This is a genomic window from Pelosinus fermentans JBW45 (assembly GCF_000271665.2).
GTDB classification, from domain to species: Bacteria; Bacillota; Negativicutes; order DSM-13327; family DSM-13327; genus Pelosinus; species Pelosinus baikalensis.
On the sequence record NZ_CP010978.1, the window covers coordinates 2,952,739 to 2,968,272 of the forward strand.

The following is a 15,534-nucleotide window of genomic DNA, read 5'->3' on the forward strand; positions in this document are numbered from 1 at the left end:
ATGTCTGCTGTAGTAATAGGGGGGAGCCCTTTAGGCTCCCTATTATTCTACAGCCGCATACACTCTTTTATTGAAAAGGGTTTTCATCCTTATACATCATTGAACGAGGTTGGTTAAAGGCAACATCCTCTACGCCAAGCATCTTCATTACGGCAAACAATACTTTGCCCGCGTGTTTAAAGGCAACACCTGCATGGTGAGGATACTGCTTCCCTATCAATACATGGCGATAAAATCTGCCCATTTCCTGAATGGCAAAAATACCAATACCTCCGAAGGAATGAGGATCCACATCAATTATTTCCCCATTAGCTATATAACTTCGCAGTTTACAATCTGCCGTACTCTGAAGCCTAAATAAACTAACATCCCCCGGCCTTATGGCTCCTTCCAATGTTCCCCTTGTAATATCAGGTTCTGTACCTGGCTCTAATAATCTGTGCATAATGAGCTGATATTTCATCGCTGAATCCTTCATACAGCAAGAAGGCGTATTGCCACAGTGAAAGCCCATAAAGAGATCGGTTAGTTCATACCCTGCAAACTGTGCCTTATTATTCGCATACATATCTTTAGGTACACTGTTATTAATATCAAGTAAAGTAGCAGGCATATTCGTGGCGCAAGTAATAATGTACTCACTTACCGCGCCATAGATATCGGTTTCACAAGCCACAGGAATACCCTTAGCAGCCAGTCTTGAATTCACATAGCAAGGAACAAACTTAAACTGGGTCTGGAAGGCTGGCCAACATTTATTGGCAAATACAGCATATTCGGATGTGCCAAGATTATTTTCCATCCAATCCAGTAATGTCAGTTCATACTGGGCAAGCTTAGGAAGTATGCCTGGATAACCATTTCCTTCTTTAAGCTCGTCAGCCATTTCATTTATGATTGCAGGTATCCTTGGATCATTTTCATGTTTTACAAAGGATTCAAGCAGATCCAGTTCCGAGTTTTCCATAATTTCAATACCTAAATCATATAACGGTTTAATGGGGGCGTTACATGCTAGAAAATCATGTGGTCTAGGTCCAAAGCTAAATACTTTCAGCTTTCCTAATCCTACTATGACTCTGGCGATATTTTCAAAATCCCCAATCATCACGGCAAGTTCATCCGCAGTACCAACTGGGTACTCAGGAATATAAGGAACTAATTTACGTAGTGCTAAATTGTAAGAAGCGTTGAGCATACCGCAGTATGCATCGCCACGCCCCTTGATTAGATTAGCCTCTGCCTCTTCCGCTGCTGCTACAAACATTGTCGGACCACTGAATTTTTGGGCAAGAATGGTTTCTGGTCCCTCCGGTCCAAAATTACCAAGATAAACAACTAACGCATTCACCCCTGCAGTTTGCAGTTCATTCAAGGCTTTTACTACATCCTTCTCATTCTCAACAGCCGTTTGTACCTCAACAATATCAATATTTATATTTGCACATGCCTGTGTTACTGCTTTTCTTCGTTCTTTACTAAGCTGTACGGGAAAACAATCCCGACTTACAGCGACTATACCCAGCTTTACGCTTGGAATATTAATCATTTTCATAATCTCCTTTATCATTTTTCTCTTTCGAACTTATTGGGGGGTATCTAATAAGTTACTTAGCCAAATGATAATATAAATCGTTCCACCGAAGTTCTTTCTTCAAATTACTAATCTTAGTTTCATTATCAATCAGCACGTATTCAATTCCAGCTATTTCACTAAAATCTTCTAAATGCTCTTTCGTCACAGCTTGGCTGAATCCGCTATGATGGGCTCCACCCGCTAGAATCCATGCCTGTGCGCCAACTTTGAGATCAGGTTGTGGCACCCAAAGGGCTCTGGCAACTGGAAGTTTCGGCAAATCATAGTCTGGAGCCACCACATCAAGTTCATTTACGATCAATCTGAAACGACTACCCATATCAATAATGGTGGCATTGAGTCCTCTGCCAGCAGCTACATTGAATACCAAGCGTACAGGATCATCCTTACCGCCGATTGAGAGGGGATGAATCTCCAATGAAGGCTTTTTATCAGCAATAGACGGGCATACTTCCAGCATGTGAGAACCGAGCACCTTCATATTGCCGTCTTCCAAGTGATAGGTATAATCCTCCATGAAAGAGGTTCCACCTGTAAGACCATAAGACATCACTTTCATGGCTCTGACGAGCACAGCTGTCTTCCAATCGCCTTCGCCGCCAAAACCATAACCAGCTGCCATTAAACGCTGACATGCCAGTCCTGGCAGTTGTGACAAGCCATATAAGTTTTCAAAATTCGAAGTAAAACCTTTAAAATTACCAGCTTCCAAGAATTTTTTCATGCCTAATTCAAGTTTAGCAGCATCTTCTAAGGAAGCCCTTTTAGCCCCACCTTGGGTTAGTTCGTCGTTCATTACATATGTTTGTTCATATTCAGCAATTAACGCTCGAATCTCGGCATCACTGACACCATCCACATACTTAGCAAGATCGCCTAAGGCATACCCATTAACAGAGTATCCGAATTTCATCTGGGCCTCGACCTTGTCACCTTCCGTCACAGCCACTTCTCGCATATTATCACCAAAACGAGCAAATTTAGCACCCTGTAAATCATTCCAAGCCAAAGCTGCTCCACACCAAACAGCTATCTTTTGGATTACATCTTCATCCTGCCAAAATCCAACAATAACCTTACGCGCTCTCTTCATTCTCGTACAAATAAATCCAAATTCCCGATCACCATGGGCAGACTGATTCGTATTCATAAAGTCCATATCAATCTCAGACCAAGGAATATCACGATTATACTGTGTATCAAGATGGGCTAAGGGTTTATTTAATATGTTTAGTCCGCCAATCCACATTTTCGCTGGTGAGAAGGTATGCATCCAGGCAATCAGCCCGATGCAACTATCTGTGCTGTTTGCTTCCACACAAAGATTATAGATAGCATCTGAATTGGTCAATACAGGTTTAAAAATAACTTTTACAGGTATTTTCTTATTTTCCCCCAGTGATGCAGCAATCGTTTGCGAATGCTGGGCTACTTCTTTTAGTGTCTCTTCACCATAAAGATGCTGACTGCCAGTTATAAACCATACTTCTTTATTTTCTAAATTCTTAAACATGATAGTAGTCCTCCTTTTTGCTAACTCCATATTACAGTTTGTTTTGTCCATAATAGGCGTTTTTGCCATGTTTTCTTAAAAAGTGCTTATCCAATAGCAGTTGATCCATGGCTTTGACCTCTGAATTCGCTGAGCAAGTATAAAAGGCCATTTTTGCCAACTCCTCTAAGACTACTGCATGATAGACAGCATCATGAGCATCTTTTCCCCAGGAAAAAGGACCATGATTGGCGACTAGAACTCCAGGAACATGAATAGGATTTAGCTGCTCAAACTTCTCCACAATCACATTACCTGTTTCTTCTTCATATTCTCCCTGAATTTCTTCCTTACTAAGACTACGCGTACAAGGGACTTCGCCATAAAAATAATCTGCATGTGTCGTACCAAGGGCAGGGATGGATTTTCTCGCCTGGGCCCACGCTGTAGCACAAGTGGAATGGGTATGAACAACACCGCCAATAGCAGGGAATTTACGATATAAGACTAAATGAGTAGGCGTATCAGAAGACGGTCTAAGCTTTCCCTCTACCTGGTTTCCCGCCAAGTCCAGCACCACCATATCCTCAGGCTGCATTTGATCATAATCCACGCCACTAGGCTTGATAACAATCAAACCTTTCTCCCTGTCGATGCCACTGGCATTACCCCATGTAAATACAACTAATCCATGTTTTTGTAAATTCATATTTGCTTGCCATACTTGTTGTTTAAGTTCCTCTAACAAAATTATCTAACCTCCTTGTGTTACTTCACTATCGTTTTTCTTACTCTTTACTACTTTTTGTATTTTTCTTAATTTCTTTAAGCCGTTTCATCACATCATTCGCACCACGGCCAAAATAGTCGTGCAGGATTTTATATTCTGCATACAATTTTGCATAGCGGGCAACATTTTCTGGGTTAGGTATATATACCTGTTTTATACTAGTCATTTTAGCAGCGGCATCGAAAACAGTATCATAGCCACCAAATTCTTTGCCAGCGGCAACTGCACCAAACATAGCAGCTCCTAATGCTGGAGTCTGCAAAGAGGTAGCGACACGAATCTCTAATCCAGTTGCATCCGCATAAATTTGCATTAGCATATTATTTTTTTGGGACAGACCACCGCAAGCATACAGTTGATCAATTTTCACCCCTGCATTGGTAAATGTTTCGACAATCATATTTGTGCCAAAGGCAGTAGCTTCAATTAAAGCCCGATAGATTTCCTCCGGTTTAGTAAGCAAAGTAGCTCCTAGCAGTACACCAGTCAAGTCGGTATCGACAAGTACAGAACGATTGCCATTCCACCAATCAAGAGCCAATAGACCACTTTCCCCTGGTAGAAGCTTGGAAGCCTTTTCCTCCAGCAATTGATGAATACTTATGCTTTTCGCACTTGCTTGGGCGAAATAGCTTTCAGGAACACAGTTTTCCACAAACCACTCGAAAATATCTCCTACAGCAGATTGACCAGCCTCATAGCCAAAATAGCCACCAACGATGCCATCCTCGACCACACCACACATGCCATCCACTGTTTTTTCTTCTTCCCCTAATACCAAATGACAAATCGATGTTCCCATACTCATGACCATTTTGCCTGGCGTAACAACTCCTGCCGCTGGAACAGCGGCATGGGCATCCACATTGCCTACTGCTACAGCTGTGCCTGCCTTAAGCCCCATCTGTCTGGCCATGCTAGGAATCAAGCCGCCAGCTTTACTGCCAATTGCTACGATGGGACTGTTCAATTTTTCTTCTACCAGATTTTCTAATCTGGGATCTAAGGCTTTAAAAAAATCTTTTCCGGGATACCCATCTTGCTTATGCCATATTGCTTTATAGCCAGCAGTACAACTATTACGTACATCAATCCCAGTCATTTGCATGGTTACCCAATCAGTAGCCTCCATAAATCGATCAGCGACCTCATAGATTTCCGGTGCTTCATTGAGAATTTGCCAAATTTTCGGAATTATCCACTCAGAAGATATCTTGCCACCGTATCGAGCTAGAAAGGCTTCGCCACGTGCAGCTGCAATTGCATTTAAAGAATTGGCTTCATCTTGAGCAGCATGATGTTTCCACAGTTTAACCCAAGCGTGAGGATTCTTCCGGTATTCTGGAAGCTGACATAACGCCCTGCCATCTTTAGCCACAGGAAGCATCGTACAAGCAGTAAAGTCAATCCCGATTCCAATTACGTCTTCGGGGTCTACTTTAGAATCCTTTAAAACTTGTGGTACTGCTTGGCGTAAAACATCTAAATAATCATCCGGATTTTGCAATGCCCAATCATACTCCAACTTAATATCAGTAGCTGGTAATTGTTCATCAATTACACCATCAGCATAAGGTACTACTGCAGTAGCAATTTCTCTACCAGTTGCTACCTCGACAAGCATTGCCCGACCTGACTGCGTCCCATAATCAATTCCAATACTATACTTTTTATTTCCCATATTACTGGCCTCCTTTTATTGAATAGTTATATTAAAATCAAAAATATGTTTTTTTAACTCAACTTTTACAGAGCCAAATTCATCTCACAATTTAAATCAATTAAAATACTCTTTATTGCTAATGAAAAAGCACCCTATGCTTGATAAAGTGAAGTCCAGACGAACTTAATCTTACATTTATTTTATACCATTATATCCCTTATATGTTATAATGACCCATTATTTTTTCTTCACTCATCACCATCCTTGCGCAATAAATTAAATATTTAATTAATTACTTAATGATATACGCTATTATTTTTAGATCTCCTTCTTTTAACAGTAAAAAAATCAAATTTTTTTTTCCAACTAGAAAGAAAATACTCCCTCTATAGACAGGTTTTAGATTCTTAATAACCCCGTCTACAAAGAGAGCATTCATTTATCGCAATAGTTCTTTTTAAGCACATTTTTCCTGCTTTAGAGGAATCTCAAAGTACTATACACTAAAAGTATATTTAGTCGCTGTGGTAAAAGTCTGATCTTTCTTCAGAATGCACGAAGGAAAATTTGAATGATGAATCGAGTCTGGAAGTCCTTGGGTTTCAAGACACAATCCTAAATAGCGTCTAGATTTTACCCCATAAATATCGAAATCACCTGGTATGTGGTTCCCCGTATAGAGTACTACCCCCACTGCATCTGTTTCGATAGTCAAAATACGTCCGCTTTCCTCATCCTGCAAGACAATTTCTCCATTATGATTACTGTCTAAAACAAAGGGATGATCATAGCCTTGCCCGGCTATGATATTTTGGGAATTGATAGAATTAATTCCCTCCATTATTTTCCGACCAGTTCTAAAGTCAAAAACCGTACCCGTAACATCCAGCAGCTTACCAGTTGGAAGCAGCTGCTGTGTTAGTTCCAAAAAGCGACTACTATCTATTTTCAAACTGTGTTGAGAGATATCTTGTTTGAAATTGCCGCTTAAATTGAAATATGTATGATTTGTAGGATTGAATAACGTAGTTTTATCTGACTGTCCGCGATAATGAATGATGAATTCATTCTTGTTATTTAACGTATAGGTTATTTGAGTCGTCAGTATTCCTGGATATCCCCCTGCACCATCCAAACTGGTATGAGAAAATTCAATAGTATCCTCTTCCTCTTTATCAGCTGCTGTTGCGTCCCATACTACATTATGAAAACCCTTTGGTCCACTATGAAGATTATTGGGACCATCATTGCTGGGCAATGCACAGTTTTCCCCCTCTAATACAAACTGTGCATCACGTATTCTTCCAGCTACTCTGCCCACAACTGCACCAGCGAATATAGAATTTCTTTGGTAATCGGCTAACTCTTGAAATCCGATTACAATATTTTCATAATTACCCCTGCGGTCAGGTACTATAACCTTAGTAATAATGCACCCATAATTCAAACAAGAAATTTCTACACCACCATTTTTTAACGTATATTCGTATACCTCTTGCTCATTTACTTTGCCGAATAGTCGCTTGCTGATTGCCATGATTTTCACTCCTTTGTATCGTAGATATTTATATCAATAGTATACACCATCCTTATGACCACTTCCTTCTTAACGATACCTTACCTATCATATTAGACCAAATTACAGGGTTATTATCAATTCAGAATTATCTTTTCTGTATCTTTATCAAAAATATGTATTTTATTTGTATCAATCGCAATTTTAACAGTATCACCAGCCTTAGCAGTACTTTTGGGATTGACGCGGGCAACAAAATTGCTGCCTTCTACCTTCATAAACAGGTAAGTCTCCGCCCCCATTAACTCAGTAACTTCAATGGAAGCATTCACAATACTAGCACTAAATTCCTTAAAGCACTCCTCATTATCATATAAATCCTCGGGACGTATTCCCATAATAACTTCTTTATCAAAAAAATTTTCTAAAGCTGGGTTTTTAGCTTTAAATGCTGGTAATTGAATGTTGGTATCACCAAAAGTGAGATAGGCTCCCTCTTCTTTCTTAACAACGACCGCTTTTACAAAATTCATCTGGGGACTGCCAATAAAACTAGCGACAAATAAATTACAAGGTGATCCGTAAAGAACTTGCGGGCTATCCACCTGTTGCACTAGTCCATCCTTCATAACCACGATGCACGTTCCCATTGTCATAGCTTCGCGCTGATCATGAGTCACATAAACAAAAGTTGTCTGTAGCCGCTGGTGCAGCTTACTAATTTCGGTTCGCATCTGGTCACGAAGTTTAGCATCCAAGTTCGACAAGGGTTCATCCATCAAAAATACCTTTGGATCCCTAACGATGCAACGCCCTAGCGCTACACGCTGCCTTTGCCCTCCTGACAAGGCTTTCGGCTTTCGATCCAGCAAATGCTCTATATCAAGAATTTTCGCCGCTTCCATAACACGCTTTTTCATCTCATCTTTAGGCATTTTACGAATTTTAAGGCCAAATACCATATTTTCATACACAGTCATATGAGGGTATAGGGCATAGTTTTGAAAGACCATAGCAATATCTCGATCTTTAGGTGCTATATTGTTTACCATTTTACCATCAATATATAGCTCACCCTCTGATATTTCCTCTAGTCCTGCAATCATTCTAAGAGTAGTGGACTTTCCACAGCCCGATGGGCCCACTAACACCACAAATTCTCGATCAGGTATATCAAGGTTGAGGTTATCCACAGCCGTAACATTACCAGGATATCTTTTATATATATTTTTCAATTCCAAGCATGCCATAATCGATTCCTCCGATTCATAACAGTTTGATTTTCCTTATTTCTGCTACCAGTTTGACAATACACCCATCAGATTCCAATTAACAGTACTCCCCTCTATCCCGGTTCATGATTTTTACATTTTTCTTTATATTCGACTGGTGTTATACCTGCAACCATTTTAAAAACCTTGAAAAAGTAAGTGTAATTATTAAATCCTACCTGTTTTACAATCTCTTTTAGCTTTACATCGGTACGTTCGATTAGATATTTTGCCTGTTTGACTCTTATACTGTTTAAATACTCGGCAAATCCCATACCATAATCCTCTTTAAATACCCTGCTTAGATAAGAGCTATTCACACCGATATATTCTGCCGCCTGATTTAAAGATACATCATTGGTATAATTTTTCCGTAAATATTCCAAGGCCTTATTCGTAGGTTCCGTATATTTACCATGCATATTATTGCCTAATAGTAATGTGATGAGGCGTTGATAAATAGTGCCAATCCATTTTTTCACATCCATAATCGTTTCATGTTTTTTCATTTCTTCATAAGGTATTTCGTTATTATTATATAATTCTTTTATATCAAGAGCAGACTCACGAGCAATACGATTGGCTATGCCAATTAGCTCAATGCAAATCATCTGTATGGACTTATAACTAACTCTGAACTCAGTGATTCTATCGAAAATATTATCAAGGTATTGATTAATTTTTTCAATATCACCAGCCTTTATCGCCAGCATAATCTGCTTTTCATCTTTTACATCTAAATTTGAAAAATCAATTGTATTACCAAGATTTGCAGACTCTCTAAAAATCTGATCTTTTCCCGTAATTATTTTTTCACTCAACATTTCATCTACTTCTTTGTAAAGCCTACTAATTTCTCCGATATTGTAAAATAACCTGCCGAGGCTAATACAAGATGTAATATTCAAATATCGCTTCATACTCTCTCGTATGCGCCTCACAGTGGTAGACACATGATTGTGGATAAACAATTCACTGTGCACTGCGAAATGGAAGATGATAACAAACTTTCCGTCATCCACTTCGGACATTACAGCATTCCCCATATCCGCCAATATTTCTACAGTCAAATCCGTAAGGGAAGAGATAAAACCACTTGCTTTATCCTCTGCAAAACGTTTTTTTATGTCCTTAAAGTCGTCAATTGCTATCACTACGATCATTAGAGGACTGTGGTCAATCGGCAGCTCCAACTCCTTTGCTTTTTCCTTTATGACGCGCATATCGCAAATATCACCTAATACAAGCTTCCTGATAAAATTCTGTCGCAAAATCTCACGACTTTGTACAATCTGCTTCATGAGCTTGTGCTCCCGACTGATTTTATCGCTGGCGGCGTTCAAGACTTTCAAAAGGGATATATCATCTAATTTATGTTTTAAAAGATAATCCACCGCTCCATTTTTAAGACTTTCCTTTACATATTGAAAATCTTCATATCCACTAAGGGCCACACTTTTTATATCTGGAAAGTTTGATCCTATATATTTAATAAGCGCGACTCCATCCAATATTGGCATATTCATGTCAGTAATCACAATGTCCGGCAGATTGTCTTTTATCATCCCTATTGCATTTTGACCATTTGCAGCCTCACCACATAGCTCAAATCCATTTTTCTCCCAATCAATCATTGTCTTGAAATTACTTCTAGCAGTAAAATCATCATCTACAATTAATACCTTCAGCATTCTTTTCACTTCCTTGCTTTATCGCCGGTAATGTAATCTCAACCGTTGTATAAAGACCTGGGACACTTTCAATGGACAAGCCATATTGCACACCAAAATACAGCTTTATTCTTTCATCTACATTGGCAATGCCGAGACCATTTAGACGCATAGAACTATTTTGATCTCCTCCATTCAAAAGAGCTTCCATTTTTTCAGGCGCTATACCTACTCCATTATCGGTTACAATCATTTTGATAAAACCATCGTAATTAAAACCTTTAATCACTATTATCCCCTGCCCATCCATTGGTCCAACTCCATGTATCAACGCATTTTCTACCACCGGCTGCAATAGGAGTCTGGGAATTTTGCAGTCTAAAATTTTAGGTTCTATATCATAATTTATTTTAAATTTGTTGAGATACCTATATTCCTGAATATTTACATAATTCATAATATATTCTATTTCTTCACCAATAGTTATCAGGTCTTCTCCTTTTCCCATGGTCATATGGAATAATTGAATCAATGAAGTAGTAATGTTCTCGATATTCTCAGCCTTTTGGGCTTTAGCTAAAAACCTTACCGTATTAAGGGTATTAGAAAGGAAGTGAGGATTAATTTGTGCCTGCAATGCCCTGAGCTCAGCCAATCTTTTTTGCTTTTCTTTCTGTTTAACGTTTTGCAGCAGATTTTTGATCTCACTTAGCATATAGTTAAAATTTCGTGTAACGTCACCAATTTCATCATGATACTGATCTGTAATCGTTACTGACAAGTTCCCTTGCCGAGCTCGCTCCATAGCCCTCTGCAGCTTTTTAAGAGGAGCAAGTATACTGGCAGAAAAAATATAAGCTAATACTATTGCGGCTAAAAAACATCCTATCCCGATCATTGTGGCACCTACAATGATTTTCTCCGAGTCAGAATTAATATAGGAAAAAGGAATGATCCCCACCACGAACCAATCCACTCCATCTACTGGTGCAAAAGATATAAGGTATTGTTTGCCTCCGATTCCGTAAGGAAATACATAGTTACCAACTTCAAAATTCTCTGTAATATATCGAATCAGATTTCCATCGGCATAATGACTTGCCACTGGCACGCTTGAACTACGGCTAGAAACTACCACTCCTGTCCTATCTAAAACAAAAATATCAGCTCCCTGACCAATATCAACATTTTTATAAATATTTGACAAGTGTCGCTCGTTAGTGCGGATAATAAGATACCCGATAGTACTCCCCTCTTGCAGGGATTTTACTGCACGCCCAAGCAATACACCATTACTTTTACTAAGGAGTTCTGCACTAGTAGCAAACTTCACCAAATGATATTCACTGTCTGTATTGACTGATGTCCATATCACACCGCCACCTTTGTTATAAAGCTGATCCAGATAATTCTCAAGGTATTCTTTTTTAAGTTTGAAAGGAATGCCAGCATCACCATAGGCGTTTATACTTTTTCGATTAGATGTATAGATTACAACATCAGACACATCGTGCAAAAACGAAAACTTTTTTGCATTATTTTCTCTCATCATATAAGTGGAATTCACAATCTCCCATTCACTCATTTCGTCATAGTGTAAAAGAGTTTTCTGGACAATATCGGAAAATTCAATTTCTACACTATCATACTGCAATTTATCTAATTCTCTTTTGATGTTTTCACTAACTTGACGCATAACTTGTACAGAATATGTACTAATCTTTGCTTTTATGGCATTACTGGAATCCTTATATACCAAAACTACAGTAACAAGCAATGGTATTAGTGAGAGTATGGTAAACAATAACACTAGTCTAATGCGTATTTTAAAATTTCTAAAAAGTTTAGTCATTACAACTCCCCATTTTTGCAGAATCAGAAAGATTTAGTTTCTGACTGCATCTCCAGGACTTGGCTCAAGCCAAGCCTTTTCTCATATTTACCCCAGGAGATGGTACTTTTAGAAATATTGTATCACAGCGACAAGGAAAATGTTTACTTTACATACAAATATTAGCACTAGAAACTAAACTGAATAACCAGCAGTCTCAATCCATCTAGCAACATCACCGTTTTGCAAAGCGATAAACATTCCAGGAAAGTTTGGACAATGTTGTCTTAAATATATTGCCGTCATTGGCTTCATCAACAGCCACTTTTCTAGGAATGACTGTCTCAGGCGCTTCAAAAGTATTTTTAGCAAACAAGTCAGGACCATCCATAATAAGATGCTCAACCATTTTTACATTACCAAAGGAACGTAAATCTATAGAAAACTCTGCATCCTCCTGCACATCACATTGTAGGGCAAAGACAGTGATGCTACCATCATTTTCATTATATGTAGCTGCAGTTTGCACAAAAGGTACATTACCATACAAAGTAGTCTCAAATGTTTCGGAACTTGTCAATGTTTTAAGAGCCGTACCTCTACCATACATCGATACCTGCTGGAATGGATAATATATGGTCTGCTTTAAAACTCGACCACCCTTTTCAGTAAAGATAGGAGCTATAACATTTACTAATTGGGCAAGGCAAGCCATTCTCACCCTGTCACAGTTATTTAAGAGGGTACACAACATACCACCAAATACCAACGCATCTAAAAGTGAATACTGATCTTCAAGTATAGGAGGGGCCTCCATCCAAGGAAAACGTATTTGTTTTTTTATATACCAGACATTCCATTCATCAAAGGATAGCTTCATAGTTTTTTTACTTCTCACCTTAGCTTTTACATAATCGGCGGTAGCGGCCACCGTTTTGATAAAATCATTCATGTCCGCAAAGGAAGCTAAAAAATTCTCTATACTGCCTTCATTTTCATAATATCGGTGCAAGGATATATAATCGATATGTTCATAAGTATGTTCCAAGACTACTCTGTCCCACTCTGGATAGGTTGCCATCCAAGGGGAAGAACTACCACATGCCACAAGCTCTATAGAAGGGTCAATCCACTTCATAATTTTTGCTGCCTCACGGGCCTTTTTGCCATAATCTTCAGCACTAAGTCCACAAGTCTGCCACGGACCATCCATCTCATTACCAAGACACCAAACCTTTATATTATGAGGATCTTTATGACCATTTTTGATCCGTAAATCACTCCAGTATGTTCCCGATGAATGATTGCAATACTCTATCATATAACCTGCGTCTTGTGGTGTACCAGTACCTAAATTTACCGCTGCCATTGGTTCTGTGCCGACCTTTTTGCACCAATCCATAAATTCATCAATACCAATTTTATTAGACTCAATCGATAACCATGCATAGTCAAGCCTTTTAGGGCGATCTTCTACTGGGCCTATACCATCTGTCCATGTATAACCTGATACAAAATTGCCCCCTGGATAACGTATAATCGGCACCGATAAATCCCGTACTAGTTCTAAAACATCCTGCCTAAATCCATGCTCATCAGCAGTTGGGTGTGAAGGTTCATAGATACCAGAATATACAGATCTACCCAAATGTTCTATAAATGAACCATAAAGCTTCGGTTCAACCTCACCTATAATATAGTCTTTGTCTACAATACACTTTGCCTTTTTCATACCTTAACCTCCTGTAATTATCAATGTACCTACACATTTGCACGTTTTCTTCTTAATCCGTTACCATGGTCCTTTCTTACACATCAACCTTTTACACCACCAACGGTAAGTCCTGAAATGAAAGCCTTCTGGTTAATAATAAATAAAATCATGATTGGTATTACTGACATAACAGCACCTGGAAACAGTAAGTCATAATTGTTTCCATATGGTGTTATTAATGATTGCAGCCCTATAGGCAAAGTCAGCATGTCTGTTGAACGCAACACAATAAGGGGCCATACAAAACTATTCCAGCTAGACATAGCTTGTAAAATACCCATGGCGCCAAAAGCCGGCAGCATGAGAGGCATCATAATCTGAAAAAAAATTTTAAATTCACCGCAGCCGTCTATCCTCCCTGCATCTAAAAGCTCTCTTGGCAAAGACATTGCATATTGTCTAAAGAAGAATATGCAGGTGGGAGTTACTACAAATGGCAGAATAACACCCATATAAGAATCTATCAGGTCAATACTTATTGCCAACTTATACAAGGGTAGTATTAGTATTTCAACCGGTATCATCATGACTACCAATACAATGGTAAAGATAAGATTCTTCCCTTTAAAATTATATATCGCCAACCCGTACCCCACCATGGAAGTGAAGAGTAGCGAAAATACAGTGTGAGCTACTGTTATAATGACGCTGTTTATATACCACAGAGGATATATACCATCCTTACCTTCTACTAAAAGCCAATAATTTTTTAGATTGAGTGCTGAAAAATCAATTTGGAATGAAATTCCATTTTGAATCATCTCCACTCCCGGGCGCAAGGAAGATATCAGTAAAAAGAAAAAAGGTACAAGACAAAATAAGGCAACCACCAATAAAGTCAAGTAAATTATAATTGCCCCTATCTTTTCCTTATATTTTGAAGTCATATCAAACGCCCTCCTTCTTGAAAAATCCACTAACCCAAAGCTGAATCACATTTACTATCATCACTAGTACAAACAGGGTAATGCCAATTGCCGAAGCAAATCCCAAATTGTTGTTATTAAACCCCTCTTGGTATAAGTAATTTACAATGGTCATACCGATTTCCCCTGGAGAACGTGGGCCAGACCATAGAGCAAAAGATTCCGCAAACATGGAATAGCCACCATAAACACTTATGGTCAATACATACATAATAACTGGTTTTAAACTAGGAAGAGTTATATGCCAGAACTGCTGAATTTCATTGGCACCATCAATAGATGCCGATTCATAAAGTTCCACCGGTATGCCTTGAAGGCCTGACAAAAAATAAATAATATTTACTCCTAACCATCTCCATGTGCAAAGTAGTACCATCGCAAACATGCTGCCTTCAGGATCTTGCAGCCATACCATAGGTTTTATGCCAAATACCCCCAGTATAGAATTCACGAGAGTAGTTTCCTGTTCCCCAAATGCAAGACGAAAGAACAGTCCTGCTACGATGACTGAAGTAAGGGCAGGCATGAAAAAAGCAGACTTAAAATACTTTTTCCCTATGGTAGTTTTTTTATTTAGAAATACAGCAAGCAGTAAAGGTAATGGGATCAACACTAACATTGTCCAGAAGGTATATCTAGTGGTTACCCATAAGGCGTTAAAAAAGTGAGGATTTATAAGATTCTTATAATTTTTTAGCCCAATAAAGGTTATACTTTCTGGTCCATCAATACGTTGAAAACTCATAATCACCGTAGAGATGATAGGATAAAGGAAAAACACCAAAAAGGATACCACAAAGGGCAAAACAAAAAGATAAGGCGCTTTCTTTTGGCAAGCAAACAGCGTTTTAATTTTACTCAGACGATTATACGACTTATTCAAAGCAACAACTGGTGGCTCCAACACGTTAAAATCCTCCTTCTCATACCAAACCTAATATCAAAGTCCAGCATGATATTAAAAGATTCAACTATTATGGGTTGAATCTTTTAATATTAAGTTT

11 protein-coding genes are annotated in these 15,534 nt (G+C 38.7%); all 11 read right to left on the reverse strand.

Annotated elements, in window-relative coordinates:
• Positions 1-67: 67 nt before the first annotated feature.
• The 11 genes from JBW_RS13060 to JBW_RS13110 all read right to left on the reverse strand — a co-directional run bounded on the left by JBW_RS13060 (position 68) and on the right by JBW_RS13110 (position 15,437).
• The gene (locus JBW_RS13060; RefSeq protein WP_007955235.1) at positions 68-1,549 is read right to left on the reverse strand and encodes an L-fucose/L-arabinose isomerase family protein; all 1,482 of its coding nucleotides are present in this window, start codon (positions 1,547-1,549) and stop codon (positions 68-70) included.
• A 58-nt stretch (positions 1,550-1,607) separates the two neighbouring features.
• Positions 1,608-3,110, reverse strand: a complete 1,503-nt coding sequence (gene araA, locus JBW_RS13065) for an L-arabinose isomerase (RefSeq protein WP_007955237.1) — start codon at positions 3,108-3,110, stop codon at positions 1,608-1,610.
• A gap of 31 nt (positions 3,111-3,141) precedes the next feature.
• The gene (locus JBW_RS13070) at positions 3,142-3,837 is read right to left on the reverse strand and encodes an L-ribulose-5-phosphate 4-epimerase (RefSeq protein WP_007955239.1); all 696 of its coding nucleotides are present in this window, start codon (positions 3,835-3,837) and stop codon (positions 3,142-3,144) included.
• Positions 3,838-3,877: 40 nt separating this feature from the next.
• The gene (locus tag JBW_RS13075; protein ID WP_007955241.1) at positions 3,878-5,560 is read right to left on the reverse strand and encodes a ribulokinase; all 1,683 of its coding nucleotides are present in this window, start codon (positions 5,558-5,560) and stop codon (positions 3,878-3,880) included.
• 478 nt (positions 5,561-6,038) lie between these two features.
• Positions 6,039-7,079, reverse strand: coding sequence for an aldose epimerase family protein (locus JBW_RS13080; protein ID WP_007955248.1), 1,041 nt, complete (start codon positions 7,077-7,079; stop codon positions 6,039-6,041).
• A gap of 116 nt (positions 7,080-7,195) precedes the next feature.
• A complete protein-coding gene (locus JBW_RS13085) occupies positions 7,196-8,308 on the reverse strand; it encodes an ABC transporter ATP-binding protein (protein ID WP_007955249.1) in 1,113 nt (370 codons plus the stop codon).
• A 95-nt stretch (positions 8,309-8,403) separates the two neighbouring features.
• On the reverse strand, positions 8,404-10,020 hold the full coding sequence (locus tag JBW_RS13090) for a response regulator transcription factor (protein WP_007955250.1): 1,617 nt from the start codon (positions 10,018-10,020) through the stop codon (positions 8,404-8,406).
• Complete coding sequence (locus JBW_RS13095; protein WP_007955251.1) at positions 9,995-11,851, reverse strand: cache domain-containing sensor histidine kinase; 1,857 nt, start codon at positions 11,849-11,851, stop codon at positions 9,995-9,997. Before JBW_RS13095 ends, JBW_RS13090 begins: the two co-directional genes overlap by 26 nt.
• A 214-nt stretch (positions 11,852-12,065) precedes the next feature.
• Positions 12,066-13,562 (reverse strand): alpha-N-arabinofuranosidase, encoded by a 1,497-nt coding sequence (locus JBW_RS13100; protein ID WP_007955254.1) that lies wholly within the window; start codon positions 13,560-13,562, stop codon positions 12,066-12,068.
• A gap of 83 nt (positions 13,563-13,645) precedes the next feature.
• Positions 13,646-14,491, reverse strand: a complete 846-nt coding sequence (locus JBW_RS13105; protein WP_007955256.1) for a carbohydrate ABC transporter permease — start codon at positions 14,489-14,491, stop codon at positions 13,646-13,648.
• Position 14,492: 1 nt separating this feature from the next.
• Positions 14,493-15,437, reverse strand: coding sequence for a carbohydrate ABC transporter permease (locus JBW_RS13110; RefSeq protein ID WP_007955257.1), 945 nt, complete (start codon positions 15,435-15,437; stop codon positions 14,493-14,495).
• Positions 15,438-15,534 lie beyond the last annotated feature (97 nt).

Bases quoted from the DNA above. Each gene is read 5' to 3' on its own strand.
- JBW_RS13060 (WP_007955235.1), bottom strand. From the start codon at position 1,549: ATGATTAATATTCCAAGCGTAAAGCTGGGTATAGTCGCTGTAAGTCGG.
- araA (WP_007955237.1), bottom strand. From the start codon at position 3,110: ATGTTTAAGAATTTAGAAAATAAAGAAGTATGGTTTATAACTGGCAGT.
- JBW_RS13075 (WP_007955241.1), bottom strand. From the start codon at position 5,560: ATGGGAAATAAAAAGTATAGTATTGGAATTGATTATGGGACGCAGTCA.
- JBW_RS13105 (WP_007955256.1), bottom strand. From the start codon at position 14,491: ATGACTTCAAAATATAAGGAAAAGATAGGGGCAATTATAATTTACTTG.
- JBW_RS13090 (WP_007955250.1), bottom strand. From the start codon at position 10,020: ATGCTGAAGGTATTAATTGTAGATGATGATTTTACTGCTAGAAGTAAT.
- JBW_RS13100 (WP_007955254.1), bottom strand. From the start codon at position 13,562: ATGAAAAAGGCAAAGTGTATTGTAGACAAAGACTATATTATAGGTGAG.
- JBW_RS13080 (WP_007955248.1), bottom strand. From the start codon at position 7,079: ATGGCAATCAGCAAGCGACTATTCGGCAAAGTAAATGAGCAAGAGGTA.
- JBW_RS13085 (WP_007955249.1), bottom strand. From the start codon at position 8,308: ATGGCATGCTTGGAATTGAAAAATATATATAAAAGATATCCTGGTAAT.
- JBW_RS13095 (WP_007955251.1), bottom strand. From the start codon at position 11,851: ATGACTAAACTTTTTAGAAATTTTAAAATACGCATTAGACTAGTGTTA.